This is a genomic window from Dyella thailandensis (assembly GCF_050749815.1).
In the GTDB taxonomy this organism is placed as follows: Bacteria; Pseudomonadota; Gammaproteobacteria; order Xanthomonadales; family Rhodanobacteraceae; genus Dyella_A.
This window is the reverse complement of the sequence record NZ_CP192735.1, coordinates 2,279,275-2,292,515: the sequence shown is the minus strand read 5'-3', so window position 1 is coordinate 2,292,515 and position 13,241 is coordinate 2,279,275. Positions and strand designations below refer to the sequence as shown.

Below are 13,241 nucleotides of genomic sequence, written 5' to 3'. Positions count from 1 at the left end.
CCTCCGTTGTAGGAGCCCGCTCGCGGGCGATGCTTTCGCTTCTGATCCCCGCCAAAGCCAAGGGCATCGCCCGCGAGCGGGCTCCTCCATTGTCAGTAGAGAACGCGGGTGCGCAGGGTGCCGGGGATAGCGGCCAGCCGGTCCTTGAGCGCATTGGCCTGGGCCACGTCGGCGGACACGTCGATCACCACGTAGCCCACCTGCGGATCGGTCTGCAGGAACTGGGCGTCGATGTTGATGTTGCCGGCGGAGAACAGCTCGTTGATGCGTGACAGCACGCCCGGCACGTTCTGGTGGATGTGCAGCAGGCGGCGGCTGTTCGGATGCTCGGGCAGCGACACTTCGGGGAAGTTCACCGCCGACAGGGTCGAGCCGTTGTCGCTGTAGCGCACCAGCTTGGCCGCGACCTCGATGCCGATATTGTCCTGCGCCTCCAGCGTGGAGCCGCCGATGTGCGGGGTGAGGATCACGTTGTCCATGCCGACCAGCGGGGAGACGAACGGATCGTCGTTGCCCTTGGGCTCGGCCGGGAACACGTCGATCGCCGCGCCGGCGAGATGTTCGCGCTGCAGCGCGCTGGCCAGTGCATCGATGTCGACCACGGTGCCGCGCGAGGCGTTGATCAGCAGCGCGCCGGTGCGCATTCTGGCGATCTGCGCGGCGCCGATCATGTTCTGCGTGGCGGGCGTCTCGGGCACGTGCAGGGTGACCACGTCGGAACGCTCCAGCAGATCGTCCAGGCTCGCCGCGGCGCGGGCGTTGCCCAGCGAGAGCTTGGTCTCGATGTCGTGGAAGATCACCTGCATGCCCAGCCCCTCGGCGAGCACGCCGACCTGGGTGCCGATATGGCCGTAGCCGATCATACCCAGCGTCTTGCCGCGCGCCTCGTAGCTGCCGGCGGCGGATTTGGTCCAGCCACCGCGGTGGCACAGCGCGTTCTTCTGCGGAATTCCGCGCAGCAGCATGATCGCCTCGGCCAGCACCAGCTCGGCCACGCTGCGGGTGTTGGAGTAGGGCGCGTTGAACACCGGCACGCCGAGCTTCTTCGCCGTCACCAGATCGACCTGGTTGGTGCCGATGCAGAGGCAGCCCACCGCGATCAGCCGCTTGGCCTCGGCCAGCACGTCGGCGGTGAGGTGGCTGCGCGAGCGGATGCCGACGATATGCGCCTCGGCCACGCGCGCCTTGAGCTCGGCCTCGGGCAACGATTTCTGGTGGTACTCGATCTGCGTGTAGCCGGCCTGGCGGAACGTCTCCACGGCGCTCTGGCTGACGCCTTCGAGCAGCAGCACCTTGATATCTTGCTTGGGGTAGGAGGTCTTCATGTCGATCCAACGGCGCGGGACAGGCGATCACTATGCCAGAGCCGCGGGCGGAATGCGGCAGTGCACCACTGGACCGGTTTCCGGCGCGATGTCACCCTAGGCCTCCGCGCCAGGATCCCTCCATGACCCAAGCCCGACTTGCCTCCCTCGCCGCCGCGCTGCCGGATCTGCGCCTGCTGACCGACCCGTCCGACCTGGAGCACTACGGCCGCGACTGGACCCGTCGCTGGGCGCCCGCACCGCTGGCCATCGCCCTGCCGACCAGCGTCGCCGAAGTGCAGGCCGTGGTGCGCTGGGCGAACGAACACGGTGTGGCGATCGTGCCGTCCGGCGGACGCACCGGTCTTTCCGGTGGCGCCGTGGCGGCGCACGGCGAGCTGGTGCTGAGCCTTGAGCGGATGAACCAGGTGATTGCCTTCGATGCGGTCGACCGCACGCTTACCGTGCAGGCCGGCATGCCGTTGCAGGCGGTACAGGATGCCGCCAAAGCACATGGCCTGATCTACCCGGTCGATTTCGCCGCGCGCGGCTCGTGCTCGATCGGCGGCAACATCGCCACCAACGCGGGCGGCATCCGCGTGATCCGTTACGGCAACACGCGCGAATGGATCGCCGGGCTCACCGTGGTGACCGGCACCGGCGAGGTGCTGGAGCTCAACCGCGGCCTGATCAAGAACTCCAGCGGCTACGACCTGCGCCAGTTGATGATCGCCTCCGAAGGCACTTTGGGCATCGTGGTCGAGGCGACGCTGAAGCTCACCGACCCGCCGCCGCCCTCGCAGGTGATGCTGCTGGCGCTGCCAGACATGGATGCGCTGATGCAGGTTTTCGCGCTGTTCCGTTCGCGGCTGGCGCTGCAGGCGTTCGAGTTCTTCACCGACGTGGCGCTGCGCCACGTGATGGCGCACGGCGCCCAGCGCGCGATCGAGGGCGATCATCCGTTCTACGTGGTCACCGAGTTCGATGCGGCGGACGAGCGTGCGCAGGAAGCGGCGCTGACCGCTTTCGAGGAGGGCGTGGAGCAGGGCTGGATCAGCGACGGCGTGATCGCCCAGAGCGACGCGCAGGCCGCCGCGCTATGGCGCCTGCGCGAGGGCATCACCGAGAGCGTGGCGCCGCGCCGGCCCTACAAGAACGACGTCTCCGTGCGGATCAGCGCGGTGCCGGATTTTCTGCACGCCATGCAGGCGCTGCTCACCCGCGAGTACCCGCAGTTCGAGGTGGTGTGGTTCGGCCATATCGGCGACGGCAACCTGCACATCAACGTGCTGCCCCCGCCGAGCACGGACGACGCGGCGTTCATCGCCCAGTGCGAGCACGTGACCAAGCACCTCGCCGCCACGCTGCAGCAGTTCGGCGGCAGCATCTCGGCCGAGCACGGCATCGGCCTGGTCAAGCGGGCCTACCTGGAGAGCACCCGCAGTGCGGCGGAAATCGCCCTGATGCGCGGCGTGCGGCAGGTGTTCGACCCGCACGGCATTCTCAATCCCGGCAAGCTTTTTGCCCCGCCGTCGCCCGATGGCGCCCACTGACCCGCGACAAGCGCCCCCATGAAAACACTCCACCCAGCCAGCAACGACCCCGCCACCGGCACGCACGTGCATCCACACCCGCACCTTCCGGGCGAAGCCCACGAGGCCGAGCAGCAAGCCGAGTCCGACGAGGTCCTGCACGATCAGGCGTTGCGCGACTCGGCCCTGCGCGCGCCCAAGTGAGCGCGGTGGGCGCGTGCTAGCCTAATCGGCCACCGCAGCTTCCCAGGAGCAAGCATGTTGTCGGAGCGCCGTACGCTGTATCCGGAAATCGAGCCGTTCGATAGCGGCTTTCTCAAGGTCTCGGAGCTGCACACGCTCTACTACGAGCAGAGCGGCAACCCGAACGGCAAGCCGGTGGTGTTCCTGCACGGCGGCCCCGGTGGCGGCGTCAACGCGAAGTGCCGGCGCTTCTTCGATCCGGCGGTGTACCGCATCGTGCTGTTCGATCAGCGTGGCTGCGGCAAGTCCACGCCGCATGCCGAGCTCACCGACAACACCACCTGGGATCTGGTGGCCGACATCGAGCGGCTGCGCGGGCATCTGACGATCGACCGCTGGCAGGTGTTCGGTGGCTCGTGGGGCTCGACCCTCGCGCTGGCCTACGCCGAAACGCATCCGGATCGGGTCACCGAACTGGTGCTACGCGGCATCTTCATGCTGCGGCGCTGGGAGCTGGAATGGTTCTACCAGAAGGGCGCCGACGCGCTCTATCCGGACGCCTGGGAGACCTACCTCGCGGCGATCCCGGAGGCCGAGCGCGGCGACTTGATGAGCGCCTACCACCGTCGCCTCACCAGCGAGGATGCCGCCACGCGCATCGCCGCGGCGCGCGCGTGGTCGGTATGGGAGGGCGCTACCAGCTTTCTGTGGCAGGACCAGAGCCACATCGAATCCAGCGGTGAAGACGAGTTCGCGCTGGCGTTCGCGCGCATCGAGTGCCACTACTTCGTCAACGGCGGCTTCTTCGAGCACGATGACCAGCTGCTGCGCCACGTCGAGCGCATCCGCAACATTCCCGCGGTGATCGTGCAGGGCCGCTACGACGTGGTCTGCCCCTTGCGCAGCGCGTGGGATCTGCATCGCGCTTGGCCGGAGGCCGATCTGCGCATCGTCCAGGATGCCGGCCACTCCGCGTTCGAGCCGGGCATCCTGCACGAGCTGGTGCAGGCCACCGACCGCTTCGCGCGCCACGGCGTCGTCCGCAGCGCCTGAGCCGGGCGTCGATCCGGCACCCATGAAAAAGGCCACGCCCGGTGACGGGCGTGGCCTTCGTTTTTACGACGGGTGAGCGCGCTCAGTGGATCACGTGGCCGTGACCGTGAGGCGGCGCGTCGTGGCCGCGATGGCCGTGGCCGATCACGATCGACGGATCGAGCAGCTCCACCACGAAGCCATCATGGTCGGAGGCGCCGATCGCCTTGGTCGCATCGGTGGCCGAGGCGGCATCGTCCAGCGTTTGCGCCGGTGCATCCAGGTTGCCGCGGCCGTACTGCATGCGCATGAAGCGCAGGCGCGCCGGCCAGTTCAGCAGGGCGTGGTCGAGTACCTGGAAGGTCGGCACCGAGCGGCCGGAATTGCCCGAGCCGGCCTTGGTGTAGCCCTGGATCTCGCCGAAGTTCTGCGTGAACTGGAACGAGTAGCGGTCGTTGTACGGCACCGAGTCCACCGCGTTCCACAGCGCCGGATGCACGATGTTGGGGCCACCGAGCTTGAGCAGGTTCTCGCTGTCCTTGTAGCGTCCCGAGATCAACCCGACCATGTCGACGAAGCCGTCGCTGAACTGGTAGGCGTTGAAGTCGCCCACCACCATCAGCGGGGTCAGCGGCGAGCTCTGCTGCAGCGCCTGCACCTGGCGGGCGATCGACTTGGCCTGCTCGAAGCGCTTGGCGCGGTCGCGATCGGCGGAGCTGCCGGTCTTGTCCACGTTCTGGCGCGCCTTGGTGTGCACCGCGATCACCTGGAACCGCATCAGGCCGGCCTGGGCGGTCAGCAGCAGCGGCGGGTGGTCATGGATGTACGCGGTCTGGCCGTTGTCGTCCCAGGTTTCGTCGGCCGCCAGCTGGCGTACCGAAAGCACCTTGACCCGGTCGGTGCGCACCAGGAAACCGACGTCGATGCCCGAGGGGTCGTGGCCCTCCATCAGGTAGGCGTCGTAGCTGGCGTGGTAGTCGTCGCCGAGTTGCTTGCCCAGGCCCTGCAGCAGGGCGAGGTTCTTGACCTCTTCCACCGAGACCACGTCGGGCAGGCGTAGCACCGAGCCGATATAGGCGGCCAGGCGCTCGGTCTTGAGCTGGACTTGCTCCGCCGTCGGCTCCTTGCTGTCGCCGCTGCAGGTGTAGGTGGTGTCGAACGTGGTGTCGCAGAAGCGCTCGGTGTTCAGTGCACCCACGCGCAGGGCCACCGGCGGTGCCTTGTCCACCGCGCGCGGCAGCTCCACCGCATGCTTCAGCTTGAACTTCGTCGGGATCAGCGTGTACGCGCCGAAGTCGTAGGAGATCACGCCCTCGGCCTCGAACGTGGAGCCGGCGTTGAACGGCGTGTTCAACGGCACCGCGCCGAAGTCGGCAGTGTTCATCTTGAACACTTCCGGATTGCCGTCCCAGTTCGGCAGGCTCACGCCGTCGGGCACCGGCACGCCATAGACCACGCCCGGTTCACGCAGCGAGCGCAGGCCGTTGGCAGTAATGCTCACCTCGGCGAACGGCTCGCCGCTGAAGCGCTTGTTGCCGGTGTTGATCATGCCGTGGCGCAGCTTCACCCGCATGCTGATGAAGCACTGGAAGTTGGTGGCGCCGCAGGACAGGTGCTCAGGGTCCGACGACGGCGTGTTCGCATCGAACACCACCGCCTTGGGCAGTGCCGCGCCGTGCGAGACGACGTTCACCACCGGGTTCTTCAGCTCGGTCAGGTGGTAGTAGTTGTCCACCACCGCGTCCACGTCCACCACGTCGCCGATGGCGACGGTGGGCGCGCTGCCGGTGAACACATACACGCCGTTGGAGGTCAGCGGATCGGCGTCGGCGCGGCGGTCCGGCGTCTGCATGGTGAAGCCGGCCGGACCCACCGCGGTGACGATGTTGCCGTGGGTGAGCACGGTCTTGCCCAGCAGCGGCGAGGTCTGCTCGCGGCCCTGGATCTGCCAGATCTCCGCATCGACGGGGATGTCGTACAGGATCGCGCCGATCGCGCTGTCGCGCGCCAGCGTGTAGCCGCCCGAGGGGTTGCTCAGGGTCACGTGGAAGGCGCGGTCGCTCTTGCCGACGGTGCTGCCGTGCACGGTGACGTTGAAGCTGGTGCTGCTCTGGCCCGGGGCGACGGTGAGGTCGGTGTCGAGCGCGTCGTAGTCGCCGGCGCTGGCCGAGGCGGTGTCGTCGGCGGTGGCCACATGCACCGTGATGCCGCTGCCGGCCGGTGCCGGCTGGGACAGCGTGATGGTGAACGGCATGGTCACGTCGCCGGCGCCGCGCACGGTGGCGCTGTCATCGGCGATCGACACGCTGGCCCCCATCGCCACGCACGGGCTGGCGCTGTTGCTCGGCGCGCTGGGGCTGAGCAGCACGAAGTCGGCGCTGTTGTCGCCGCTGTCATTGGGCAAGCCGGCGGCGTTCGTGCTGCGCACGTAGGACTGGTCGGCGTTGCTGCTGCCCAGCGAAGCCAGCGGCGTGCCTTCCTGGTAGGCCGAGCCGGAGCTCAGGCCCACCTGGTCGACGATGGTGCCCGCGCTATCAAGGATCGCCAGGCCGCCGGTATCGGTAACGCCGGTGCTGTAGGTGAGGTCGCCCGGCACGCTGCCGGAGTAGCCGCCGCTGGACTTGTTGGTCAGCAGCAGGTGGCAGCCCGGTGCGATGCTGGTGCCGGCCGGTAGCGTCAGTCGCGTGCCGACCGTGCCGCTCGCATTAGAGCCGTTGAGCTGGTAGCCGGACACGTCCAGCGTGGTGGAGCCGGCGTTGATCAGCTCGACGAATTCGTCGTTGCCGCCGGCCGGTCCGCGCACGCGGAACTGGTTGATCTCAAGGTCGCTGGCGTAGGCCGAAAACGACAACGCCACGCCGGTCAGCGTCGCCAGCACGGCGCGCCGCATGTTGATTCCCTGCATGAAAAGTCACTCCCCTCTGGCGGGATCCTTGCTGGATCCGTGGAACGCCGCACGCTAGCAAGCTTTTGCGACAGTTCTGCGAACGCTCCCCCCCGGGGCTGCGCTGTCGGCGATGTCGACCCGTGTCGACATCGCATTACTTTGCGTGATGTGGGGGTGGGATGAAACCCCCGTGCGCTCAGCCCGCGTCGGGCAGCTGCTTGGTGCCGAAGATCTTGTCGCCGGCGTCGCCCAGGCCCGGCAGGATGTAGCCGTGCTCGTTGAGGCGCTGGTCGATCGCGGCGGTGTAGATCTCGATGTCCGGATGCGCCGCCTCGATGCGCTTGAGCCCCTCCGGCGCGGCGACCAGGAACAGGCCCTTGATCCGCTTGCAGCCGGCGGCCTTGAGCATGTCTACCGTGGCGACCAGGGTGCCGGCAGTGGCCAGCATCGGATCGACGATCAGCGCGATGCGCTCGTCCATGCGGCCGGTGAGCTTCTCGTAGTAGGTCACCGGCTTGAGCGTTTCTTCATCGCGCTGCAGGCCGACCACGCTCACCTTGGCGGCGGGAATCAGGTCGAGCACGCCGGGCAGCATGCCCAGCCCGGCGCGCAGGATCGGCACGATGGTGATCTTCTTGCCCTTGATCTGCTGCACGCTGAGCGGCCCGGCCCAGCCCTCGATGGCCTGCTCGACCGTCTCCAGGTCCTTGGTGGCCTCGTAGGTCAGCAGCGCTGCCACTTCGGAGGCCAGTTCACGGAATTCCTTGGTGCTGATGCCGGCGCGGCGCATCAGGCCGAGCTTGTGCTGGATGAGCGGGTGGCGGACTTCGACGATGGACATGCTTGGGTGACCTGGTTGAAAGCGACATCGCGGCGTCGCGGGGACCACCAAGCTTATCGGCAGGGCACCGGCGCGCGCACCCGCGTCGCGCCGGTGGGCACGGGCCGGGCGATCAGCCCTTCAGGCAGGTGCTCATGAAAGCCTTGCGCGCATCGCCCTTGAGCGACTGCTTGCCGGCCTCGGCGTTGCACTTCTTCATCTTCTCCTGCGGAGTCATCTTCGCCGGTGCGGCGGAAGAGCCCTTCAGGCAAGCGCTCATGAAGGCCTTGCGCTCGTCCCCCTTCTTGCCACTGGCCTGCTTGCTGCAGTCGGACATGCGCTGCTGCGAGGTGCTGAGCGGTTTGTTGGCGGGTGCTGCGAACGCGGCGGTGGCGGCGAGGGCGAGGCTGGCGACGAACAACACACGGAACGAATGCGACATGGCGTGATCCTCCCGAAGTCACCGGCGGTCGCCGGCAGCGCAGTCTGGCGCGGATGCATTGCAATTTCTTGCGGGCGGCCTCCGGCGCGCCACCGGCCCGCGTTGCCAGCGGCGGGCGCATCGCCGATGCTAGTCCGGCACCGGCCGTCGAGCGGCCTACGGGAGAGTGCATGATCGAGGATGCGGTCGACGCGACCCCCCGCCCACGGGCGCGCGTTCAGCCCTTGCGCAAGCGCCAGGTCGCGGCGGTGGCGGTCGGCAACGCCATCGAGTTCTACGACTTCGTCACCTACGCGTTTTTCGCGGTGCAGATCGGGCGCACCTACTTTCCTTCCGACGAGCCCGGCGCCAGCCTGCTGGCTTCGCTGGCCACCTTCGGCGCCGGTTTCCTGACCCGTCCGCTGGGCGCCTGGGCGATCGGCCGCATGGGCGACCGGCGTGGCCGCAAGCCGGCGATGCTGCTGTCGTTTGCACTGATCGGCGTGGCGGTGATCGGCCTGCCGCTGGTGCCGCCTTACGCCTCGATCGGCGTGGCCGCGCCGGTGCTGGTAGTGCTGTTCCGCCTGCTGCAGGGCTTTGCCCTGGGCGGCGAAGTGGGGCCAAGCACCGCGTTCCTGATGGAAGCCGCACCGGTGCATCGCCGTGGCCTGTACATCTCGATGCAGGCAATGGGGGCAGATGCAGCCGTGCTGGCGGCGGGGCTGGTGGGCATGGGCCTGGCGCACGTGCTCAGTCCGGCCGAGCTCGAGGCCTGGGGCTGGCGCGTGGCGCTGGGCCTGGGCGCGGTGATCGTGCCGTTCGGGCTGGTGCTGCGCCGCACCCTGGTGGAGACCTTCGAGCCGGCGCTGGCGCCGCCGCCGCGCACCGGCGGCTCCGGTCACCTGCGCGTGGCCCTGCTCGGTCTGGCGATGCTGGCCGCGGCGACCACCAGTGCCTACGCGCTCGAGTACATGACCACCTACGCCAACACCACGCTCGGTCTGCCCGAGCGCGTGGCGCTTGGTGCCACGGCGTTGATCGGCCTGTGCGGCCTGGTGTGCGACCCGCTCAGTGGCTGGCTGTCCGATCGCATCGGCCGCAAGCCGGTGATGCTGGTGCCCTGGCTGGTACTGCTGGTGGCGATCCTGCCGGCGTTCTGGCTGCTCGAGCGCGAGCGCAGCGCCGCGGTGCTGTACCTGATGACCGCCGTGCTGGCCGCCGCCTCCACGCTGTCCACCGGCACCGTGCTGGTGGCGGTGACCGAGTCGCTGCCGGCGCACGTGCGCTCCGGCGCGCTGGCCATGGTCTATGCGCTGGCCATTTCGGTATTCGGCGGCTCCACCCAGTTCGCGGTGGCGTGGCTGACGCGTCTTACCGGCAATCCGCTGGCGCCGGCCTGGTACATGATCGGCGCCGTGCTGGTGGGCCTGCTGGCGGTGACCCTGCTGCCGGAATCGGCGCCGGTGCGGCTGGCGCAACGGCGGCCCGGTCGCGTGCCACTGACCGCCCCGGAATAGACGAAGGGCGCGCCGGTGAGGGCGCGCCCTTCGTGTTCCGCCCTGCGCAGAAGCGGCTTACGCGGCCTCGGCCTGCGCGCGCTTGGGACCGTGCAGCAACGCGTGCTTCACGTGCGCAATGACCAGATCCACCTCGGCGCTGGTGCAGTTGAAGTGCGGAGTGAAGCGCAGCGAGTTGGCGCCGCCGTGGATCACGCCGATGCCGTGCTCGCGCATGTACTCCTCGGTGGAGTTGTCGCCGTAGCACTTGAACTGCGGGGCCAGCTCGCAGGAGAACAGCAAGCCGGTGCCCTGCACCTTGGTGATCAGGCCACCGAGCTCATCCTTCAGCGCGTTGAGCTTGGCGACGAACTCCTGGCCGCGCGCGCGGATGTTCTCGCGCACCGCATCGCTGAGCTGGCCCAGCGTGGCGCAGGCCACGTCCAGCGCGCGCGGGTTGGCGGTCATGGTGTTGCCGTAGATGCCCTTGCGGTACATGCCGGCCGTACGCTCGTTCACCACCAGCACCGACATCGGGTACTGGCCGGCGTTGAGCGCCTTGGAGTAGGTCTCCATGTCCGGCGCCTCGAGCTTCTCGAAGCCGGGGTAGTCGACGATCGACAGCACGCCGTGCGCACGCAGGCCGGCCTGGATCGAATCCACCAGCAGCAGCGTGCCGTGCGCCTTGGTCAGCTCGCGCGCGGCGGCGTAGAACTCAGGCGTCACCGCGCGGCCTGGGTCGCCTTCGCCCATCACCGGCTCCAGGAACATCGCCTCGATGAACCAGCCGTGCTTGTCGGCGTCGGCGAACGCGGCCTTCAGCTGCTCGACGTCATACGGCGCGACGGTGATCAGGCTCTCTTCGTGGCGGTAGCTGGCCAGGTACTGGCTGTAGGTCTTGCGCGAGGAGTCCGAGTACAGCGCCGGCTTGTCGGTGCGGCCGTGGAAGGCGCCTTTCACCGCCAGTCGCTTGATCGTGCGGCCCTCGTGGCGTCCGCCCGCGTCGGTCATCGTCTTGGCGTTGACGTCGGCGATGCGGCAGGCCAGGCCGACCGCCTCGGAGCCGGAGTTCAGGCACAGGAAGCGGGCGAACGGGAAGCCGCCACGGCGGTGACCGATCTCGCGGCGCAGCGCCTCGTTCATGCGCAGCTGCGCCACGCTCGGGGTCATCACGTTGGCCATCACCTGCGGACGGCTCATCGCTTCCAGCACGACCGGGTCGTTGTGGCCGAAGCCGAGCATGCCGTAGCCGCCGTTGTCGTGGACCACCGCTCCCTTCAGCGTGACCACCCACGGACCGCGCGCGGCGGCCGGCAGGTACGGGTTGATCGCGTCGTCCGGATAGAAGTTGACGTAGCCGGCCTGCGCGCGGGCCAGCTGCTCGGCCTCGTCGAGCTTCAGGAAGTCGGCCAGGTCCGCGCGCAGCTCGCGATGGCGCGCCACCGCCTCGGTCACCGCCTGCCCCAGCATCGGATCCAGCGCAGCCATGCGCTCGATGCTGGCGTCGTCCAGGCCGGTGGTCCGCGGCTTGCCGCCGAATTCGCGCAGTTCGCGCAGCTGTTCAATGACGTGCATAACGCTCCTCCTCAACTTCCGCCGGCGCCTCGCTCCGAACGCAAAGCAGGCCGGCGGATTCGTGATGTGGGGCGGGAACGCCGCACCGCATCCGGAGCGCCTTCCCGCAGGCCCTTCGGGCCGTCTGATGCACCGCCGCATAAGGGCTGGCAGGCTTCAGGCATCCGCCGAGGATACCGCGAGGGCGCCTTGGCCGGTACCCCGCATGACGCCTGTCAGGCGCGATGCGTGATGCCCGCGAGTGGCCGCAAACCCTTGTGCAGCCTACGGTTGCGCCATGCCTAGGAGACCTGCATGAACACCCTGGATACCCCGCCCGTCGCCGCGCTCGCCGGCGTCACCCTGCGCTACGGCGCGGTCACCGCGCTGGACCGGCTCGACCTGGCCGTGCGCCCCGGCGAGCTGCTGGCCCTGCTCGGCCCCAACGGCGCCGGCAAGAGCACCAGCGTGGCCGCCTTGCTCGGCCTGGTACGGCCGCAGGCCGGCCAGGCCACGCTGTTCGGCACCGACCCGCAGCGGGTGGAGGCGCGCCGGCGCATCGGCGTGATGCTGCAGTCGGCGGTGCTGCCGGCCACGCTCACCGTGGCCGAGCTGCTGCGGCTCACCGCGAGCTATTACCCCGCACCGCGCGCACTGGACGAATGCGCCGCCCTGGCGGACGTGACCGACCTGCTCAAGCGCCCCTACGGCAAGCTCTCCGGCGGGCAGCAGCGCCGCGTGCAGTTCGCCCTGGCGCTGTGCGGTCGGCCGGAATTGCTGTTTTTGGACGAGCCCACTGTCGGCATGGATATCGACGCGCGCGAACGGCTATGGGCCACGATGCGCACGGTGGTGGCGCAGGGATGCGCCGTGGTGCTCACCACGCATTACCTGGAGGAAGCCGAAGCGCTGGCCCAGCGCGTGGTGGTGATCGATCGCGGCCGCGTGCTCACCGAGGGCAGCGTCGACGACCTGCGCGCCAGCGTCGCGCTCACCCGCATCCGCTGCATCAGCGACCTGGACGAAATGGCCATCGCCCGCTGGAGCGGCGTGGCCGGGGCGTCGCGCGAGGGCGGTCGGCTGATCGTCACCACCGCCGCCGCCGAGCCGGTGGTGCGCCGCCTGCTGGACGCGGACAGCGCCCTGTCCGAACTGGAGGTGCGTCGCGCCGGCCTGGCCGAAGCGTTCAGCGCACTCACCCGCCCCGACACCGCCACCCAGGAAGCCGCCTGATGAACACCGTTGCCGCCGTCCTGCCGATGTCGCCGCGCCGCGTGCTCGGCGCCTATCTCGAAGAAGCTCGCAGCGAGTGCCTGCGCTATCTGCGCGCGCCCTCGTTCATCCTGCCGGTGACGCTGTTCTCCACCGTGTTCTACCTGATGTTCGGCGTGCTGCTGAACCACGCCGGCAGCGACGCTTCGCGCTATCTGCTGGCCAGCTACACCACGTTCGGGGTGATCGGGCCGGGCCTGTTCGGCTTCGGCGCATCGCTGGCGATCGAGCGCGATGGTGGCCTGCTCACCCTCAAGCGGGCTCTGCCGATGCCGCCGGGCGCCTATTTGTTGGGCAAGATGGTGATGGCGATGATCGTGGCCAGCCTGGTGGTAGTGCTGCTGCTCACGCTCGGCCTCACGCTGGGCGGCGTGAGCCTGACCCCGCTGCGCGTTCTCGCCATGCTGGCGGCCGGTGCGTTCGGTGTGCTGCCGTTCTGCGCGCTGGGCATGTTCGTCGGCACCTTGATCAAGGGGCAGGGCGCGCCCGGCCTGCTCAACCTGGTCTACCTGCCGATGGCGTTCCTGTCCGGCCTGTGGCTGCCGCTATCGATGCTGCCGAAGTTCCTGCAGTCGCTGGCGCCGCTGTGGCCCAGCTACCACCTCAACCAGCTCACGCTGGCGGCGGTAGGCATGGGCTCAGGCCCGTTGCTGGTCCACGTGCTGGCGCTGGCCGGGTATGCGGTGGTGTTTCTGGCGCTGGCGACGCGGCGGTTGCGGCGGTTAGGCTGATGCCTTCGC

At 68.8% G+C, this 13,241-nt stretch carries 11 protein-coding genes; 6 read left to right on the top strand and 5 right to left on the bottom strand.

Annotated features, from left to right (window positions below):
• Positions 1–92 precede the first annotated feature (92 nt).
• Positions 93–1,325 carry a phosphoglycerate dehydrogenase gene (gene serA / locus ACQVBX_RS10725; RefSeq protein WP_431634068.1) on the bottom strand — a complete coding sequence of 411 codons (1,233 nt, stop codon included), beginning with the start codon at positions 1,323–1,325 and terminating at the stop codon, positions 93–95.
• Positions 1,326–1,447: 122 nt separating this feature from the next.
• Here serA and ACQVBX_RS10720 point away from each other — a divergent pair, with 122 nt between their 5' ends.
• From ACQVBX_RS10720 to pip, 3 genes are read left to right on the top strand one after another with little or no spacing between them, the layout of a single operon-like run.
• On the top strand, positions 1,448–2,857 hold the full coding sequence (locus ACQVBX_RS10720) for an FAD-binding oxidoreductase (RefSeq protein ID WP_431634067.1): 1,410 nt from the start codon (positions 1,448–1,450) through the stop codon (positions 2,855–2,857).
• An 18-nt stretch (positions 2,858–2,875) separates the two neighbouring features.
• Positions 2,876–3,040, top strand: a complete 165-nt coding sequence (locus ACQVBX_RS10715) for a hypothetical protein (RefSeq protein WP_431634066.1) — start codon at positions 2,876–2,878, stop codon at positions 3,038–3,040.
• 54 nt (positions 3,041–3,094) lie between these two features.
• Entirely contained in the window at positions 3,095–4,072 is a 978-nt protein-coding gene (gene pip, locus ACQVBX_RS10710) for a prolyl aminopeptidase (protein ID WP_431634065.1), read from the top strand.
• An 82-nt stretch (positions 4,073–4,154) separates the two neighbouring features.
• Here the strand turns inward: pip and ACQVBX_RS10705 are convergent, their stop codons facing one another.
• The 3 genes from ACQVBX_RS10705 to ACQVBX_RS10695 all read right to left on the bottom strand — a co-directional run bounded on the left by ACQVBX_RS10705 (position 4,155) and on the right by ACQVBX_RS10695 (position 8,200).
• Positions 4,155–6,956 carry a lamin tail domain-containing protein gene (locus ACQVBX_RS10705; RefSeq protein WP_431634064.1) on the bottom strand — a complete coding sequence of 934 codons (2,802 nt, stop codon included), beginning with the start codon at positions 6,954–6,956 and terminating at the stop codon, positions 4,155–4,157.
• Between the two features lie 178 nt (positions 6,957–7,134).
• Positions 7,135–7,779, bottom strand: coding sequence for a uracil phosphoribosyltransferase (gene upp / locus ACQVBX_RS10700; protein ID WP_431634063.1), 645 nt, complete (start codon positions 7,777–7,779; stop codon positions 7,135–7,137).
• Between the two features lie 112 nt (positions 7,780–7,891).
• Complete coding sequence (locus tag ACQVBX_RS10695) at positions 7,892–8,200, bottom strand: PsiF family protein (RefSeq protein WP_431634062.1); 309 nt, start codon at positions 8,198–8,200, stop codon at positions 7,892–7,894.
• Between the two features lie 170 nt (positions 8,201–8,370).
• Here ACQVBX_RS10695 and ACQVBX_RS10690 point away from each other — a divergent pair, with 170 nt between their 5' ends.
• Entirely contained in the window at positions 8,371–9,696 is a 1,326-nt protein-coding gene (locus ACQVBX_RS10690; RefSeq protein ID WP_431634061.1) for an MFS transporter, read from the top strand.
• 57 nt (positions 9,697–9,753) lie between these two features.
• Here ACQVBX_RS10690 and ACQVBX_RS10685 read toward each other — a convergent pair whose 3' ends face one another.
• On the bottom strand, positions 9,754–11,250 hold the full coding sequence (locus ACQVBX_RS10685; RefSeq protein ID WP_253565972.1) for an aminotransferase class III-fold pyridoxal phosphate-dependent enzyme: 1,497 nt from the start codon (positions 11,248–11,250) through the stop codon (positions 9,754–9,756).
• A gap of 294 nt (positions 11,251–11,544) precedes the next feature.
• Here ACQVBX_RS10685 and ACQVBX_RS10680 point away from each other — a divergent pair, with 294 nt between their 5' ends.
• Together ACQVBX_RS10680 and ACQVBX_RS10675 are read left to right on the top strand one after the other, a co-directional pair.
• Positions 11,545–12,462, top strand: a complete 918-nt coding sequence (locus tag ACQVBX_RS10680; protein ID WP_431634060.1) for an ATP-binding cassette domain-containing protein — start codon at positions 11,545–11,547, stop codon at positions 12,460–12,462.
• Entirely contained in the window at positions 12,462–13,232 is a 771-nt protein-coding gene (locus ACQVBX_RS10675) for an ABC transporter permease (RefSeq protein WP_431634059.1), read from the top strand. Before ACQVBX_RS10680 ends, ACQVBX_RS10675 begins: the two co-directional genes overlap by 1 nt.
• Positions 13,233–13,241 lie beyond the last annotated feature (9 nt).

Bases quoted from the DNA above. Each gene is read 5' to 3' on its own strand.
- serA (WP_431634068.1), bottom strand. From the start codon at position 1,325: ATGAAGACCTCCTACCCCAAGCAAGATATCAAGGTGCTGCTGCTCGAA.
- ACQVBX_RS10720 (WP_431634067.1), top strand. From the start codon at position 1,448: ATGACCCAAGCCCGACTTGCCTCCCTCGCCGCCGCGCTGCCGGATCTG.
- ACQVBX_RS10715 (WP_431634066.1), top strand. From the start codon at position 2,876: ATGAAAACACTCCACCCAGCCAGCAACGACCCCGCCACCGGCACGCAC.
- pip (WP_431634065.1), top strand. From the start codon at position 3,095: ATGTTGTCGGAGCGCCGTACGCTGTATCCGGAAATCGAGCCGTTCGAT.
- ACQVBX_RS10705 (WP_431634064.1), bottom strand. From the start codon at position 6,956: ATGCAGGGAATCAACATGCGGCGCGCCGTGCTGGCGACGCTGACCGGC.
- upp (WP_431634063.1), bottom strand. From the start codon at position 7,779: ATGTCCATCGTCGAAGTCCGCCACCCGCTCATCCAGCACAAGCTCGGC.
- ACQVBX_RS10695 (WP_431634062.1), bottom strand. From the start codon at position 8,200: ATGTCGCATTCGTTCCGTGTGTTGTTCGTCGCCAGCCTCGCCCTCGCC.
- ACQVBX_RS10690 (WP_431634061.1), top strand. From the start codon at position 8,371: ATGATCGAGGATGCGGTCGACGCGACCCCCCGCCCACGGGCGCGCGTT.
- ACQVBX_RS10685 (WP_253565972.1), bottom strand. From the start codon at position 11,250: ATGCACGTCATTGAACAGCTGCGCGAACTGCGCGAATTCGGCGGCAAG.
- ACQVBX_RS10680 (WP_431634060.1), top strand. From the start codon at position 11,545: ATGAACACCCTGGATACCCCGCCCGTCGCCGCGCTCGCCGGCGTCACC.
- ACQVBX_RS10675 (WP_431634059.1), top strand. From the start codon at position 12,462: ATGAACACCGTTGCCGCCGTCCTGCCGATGTCGCCGCGCCGCGTGCTC.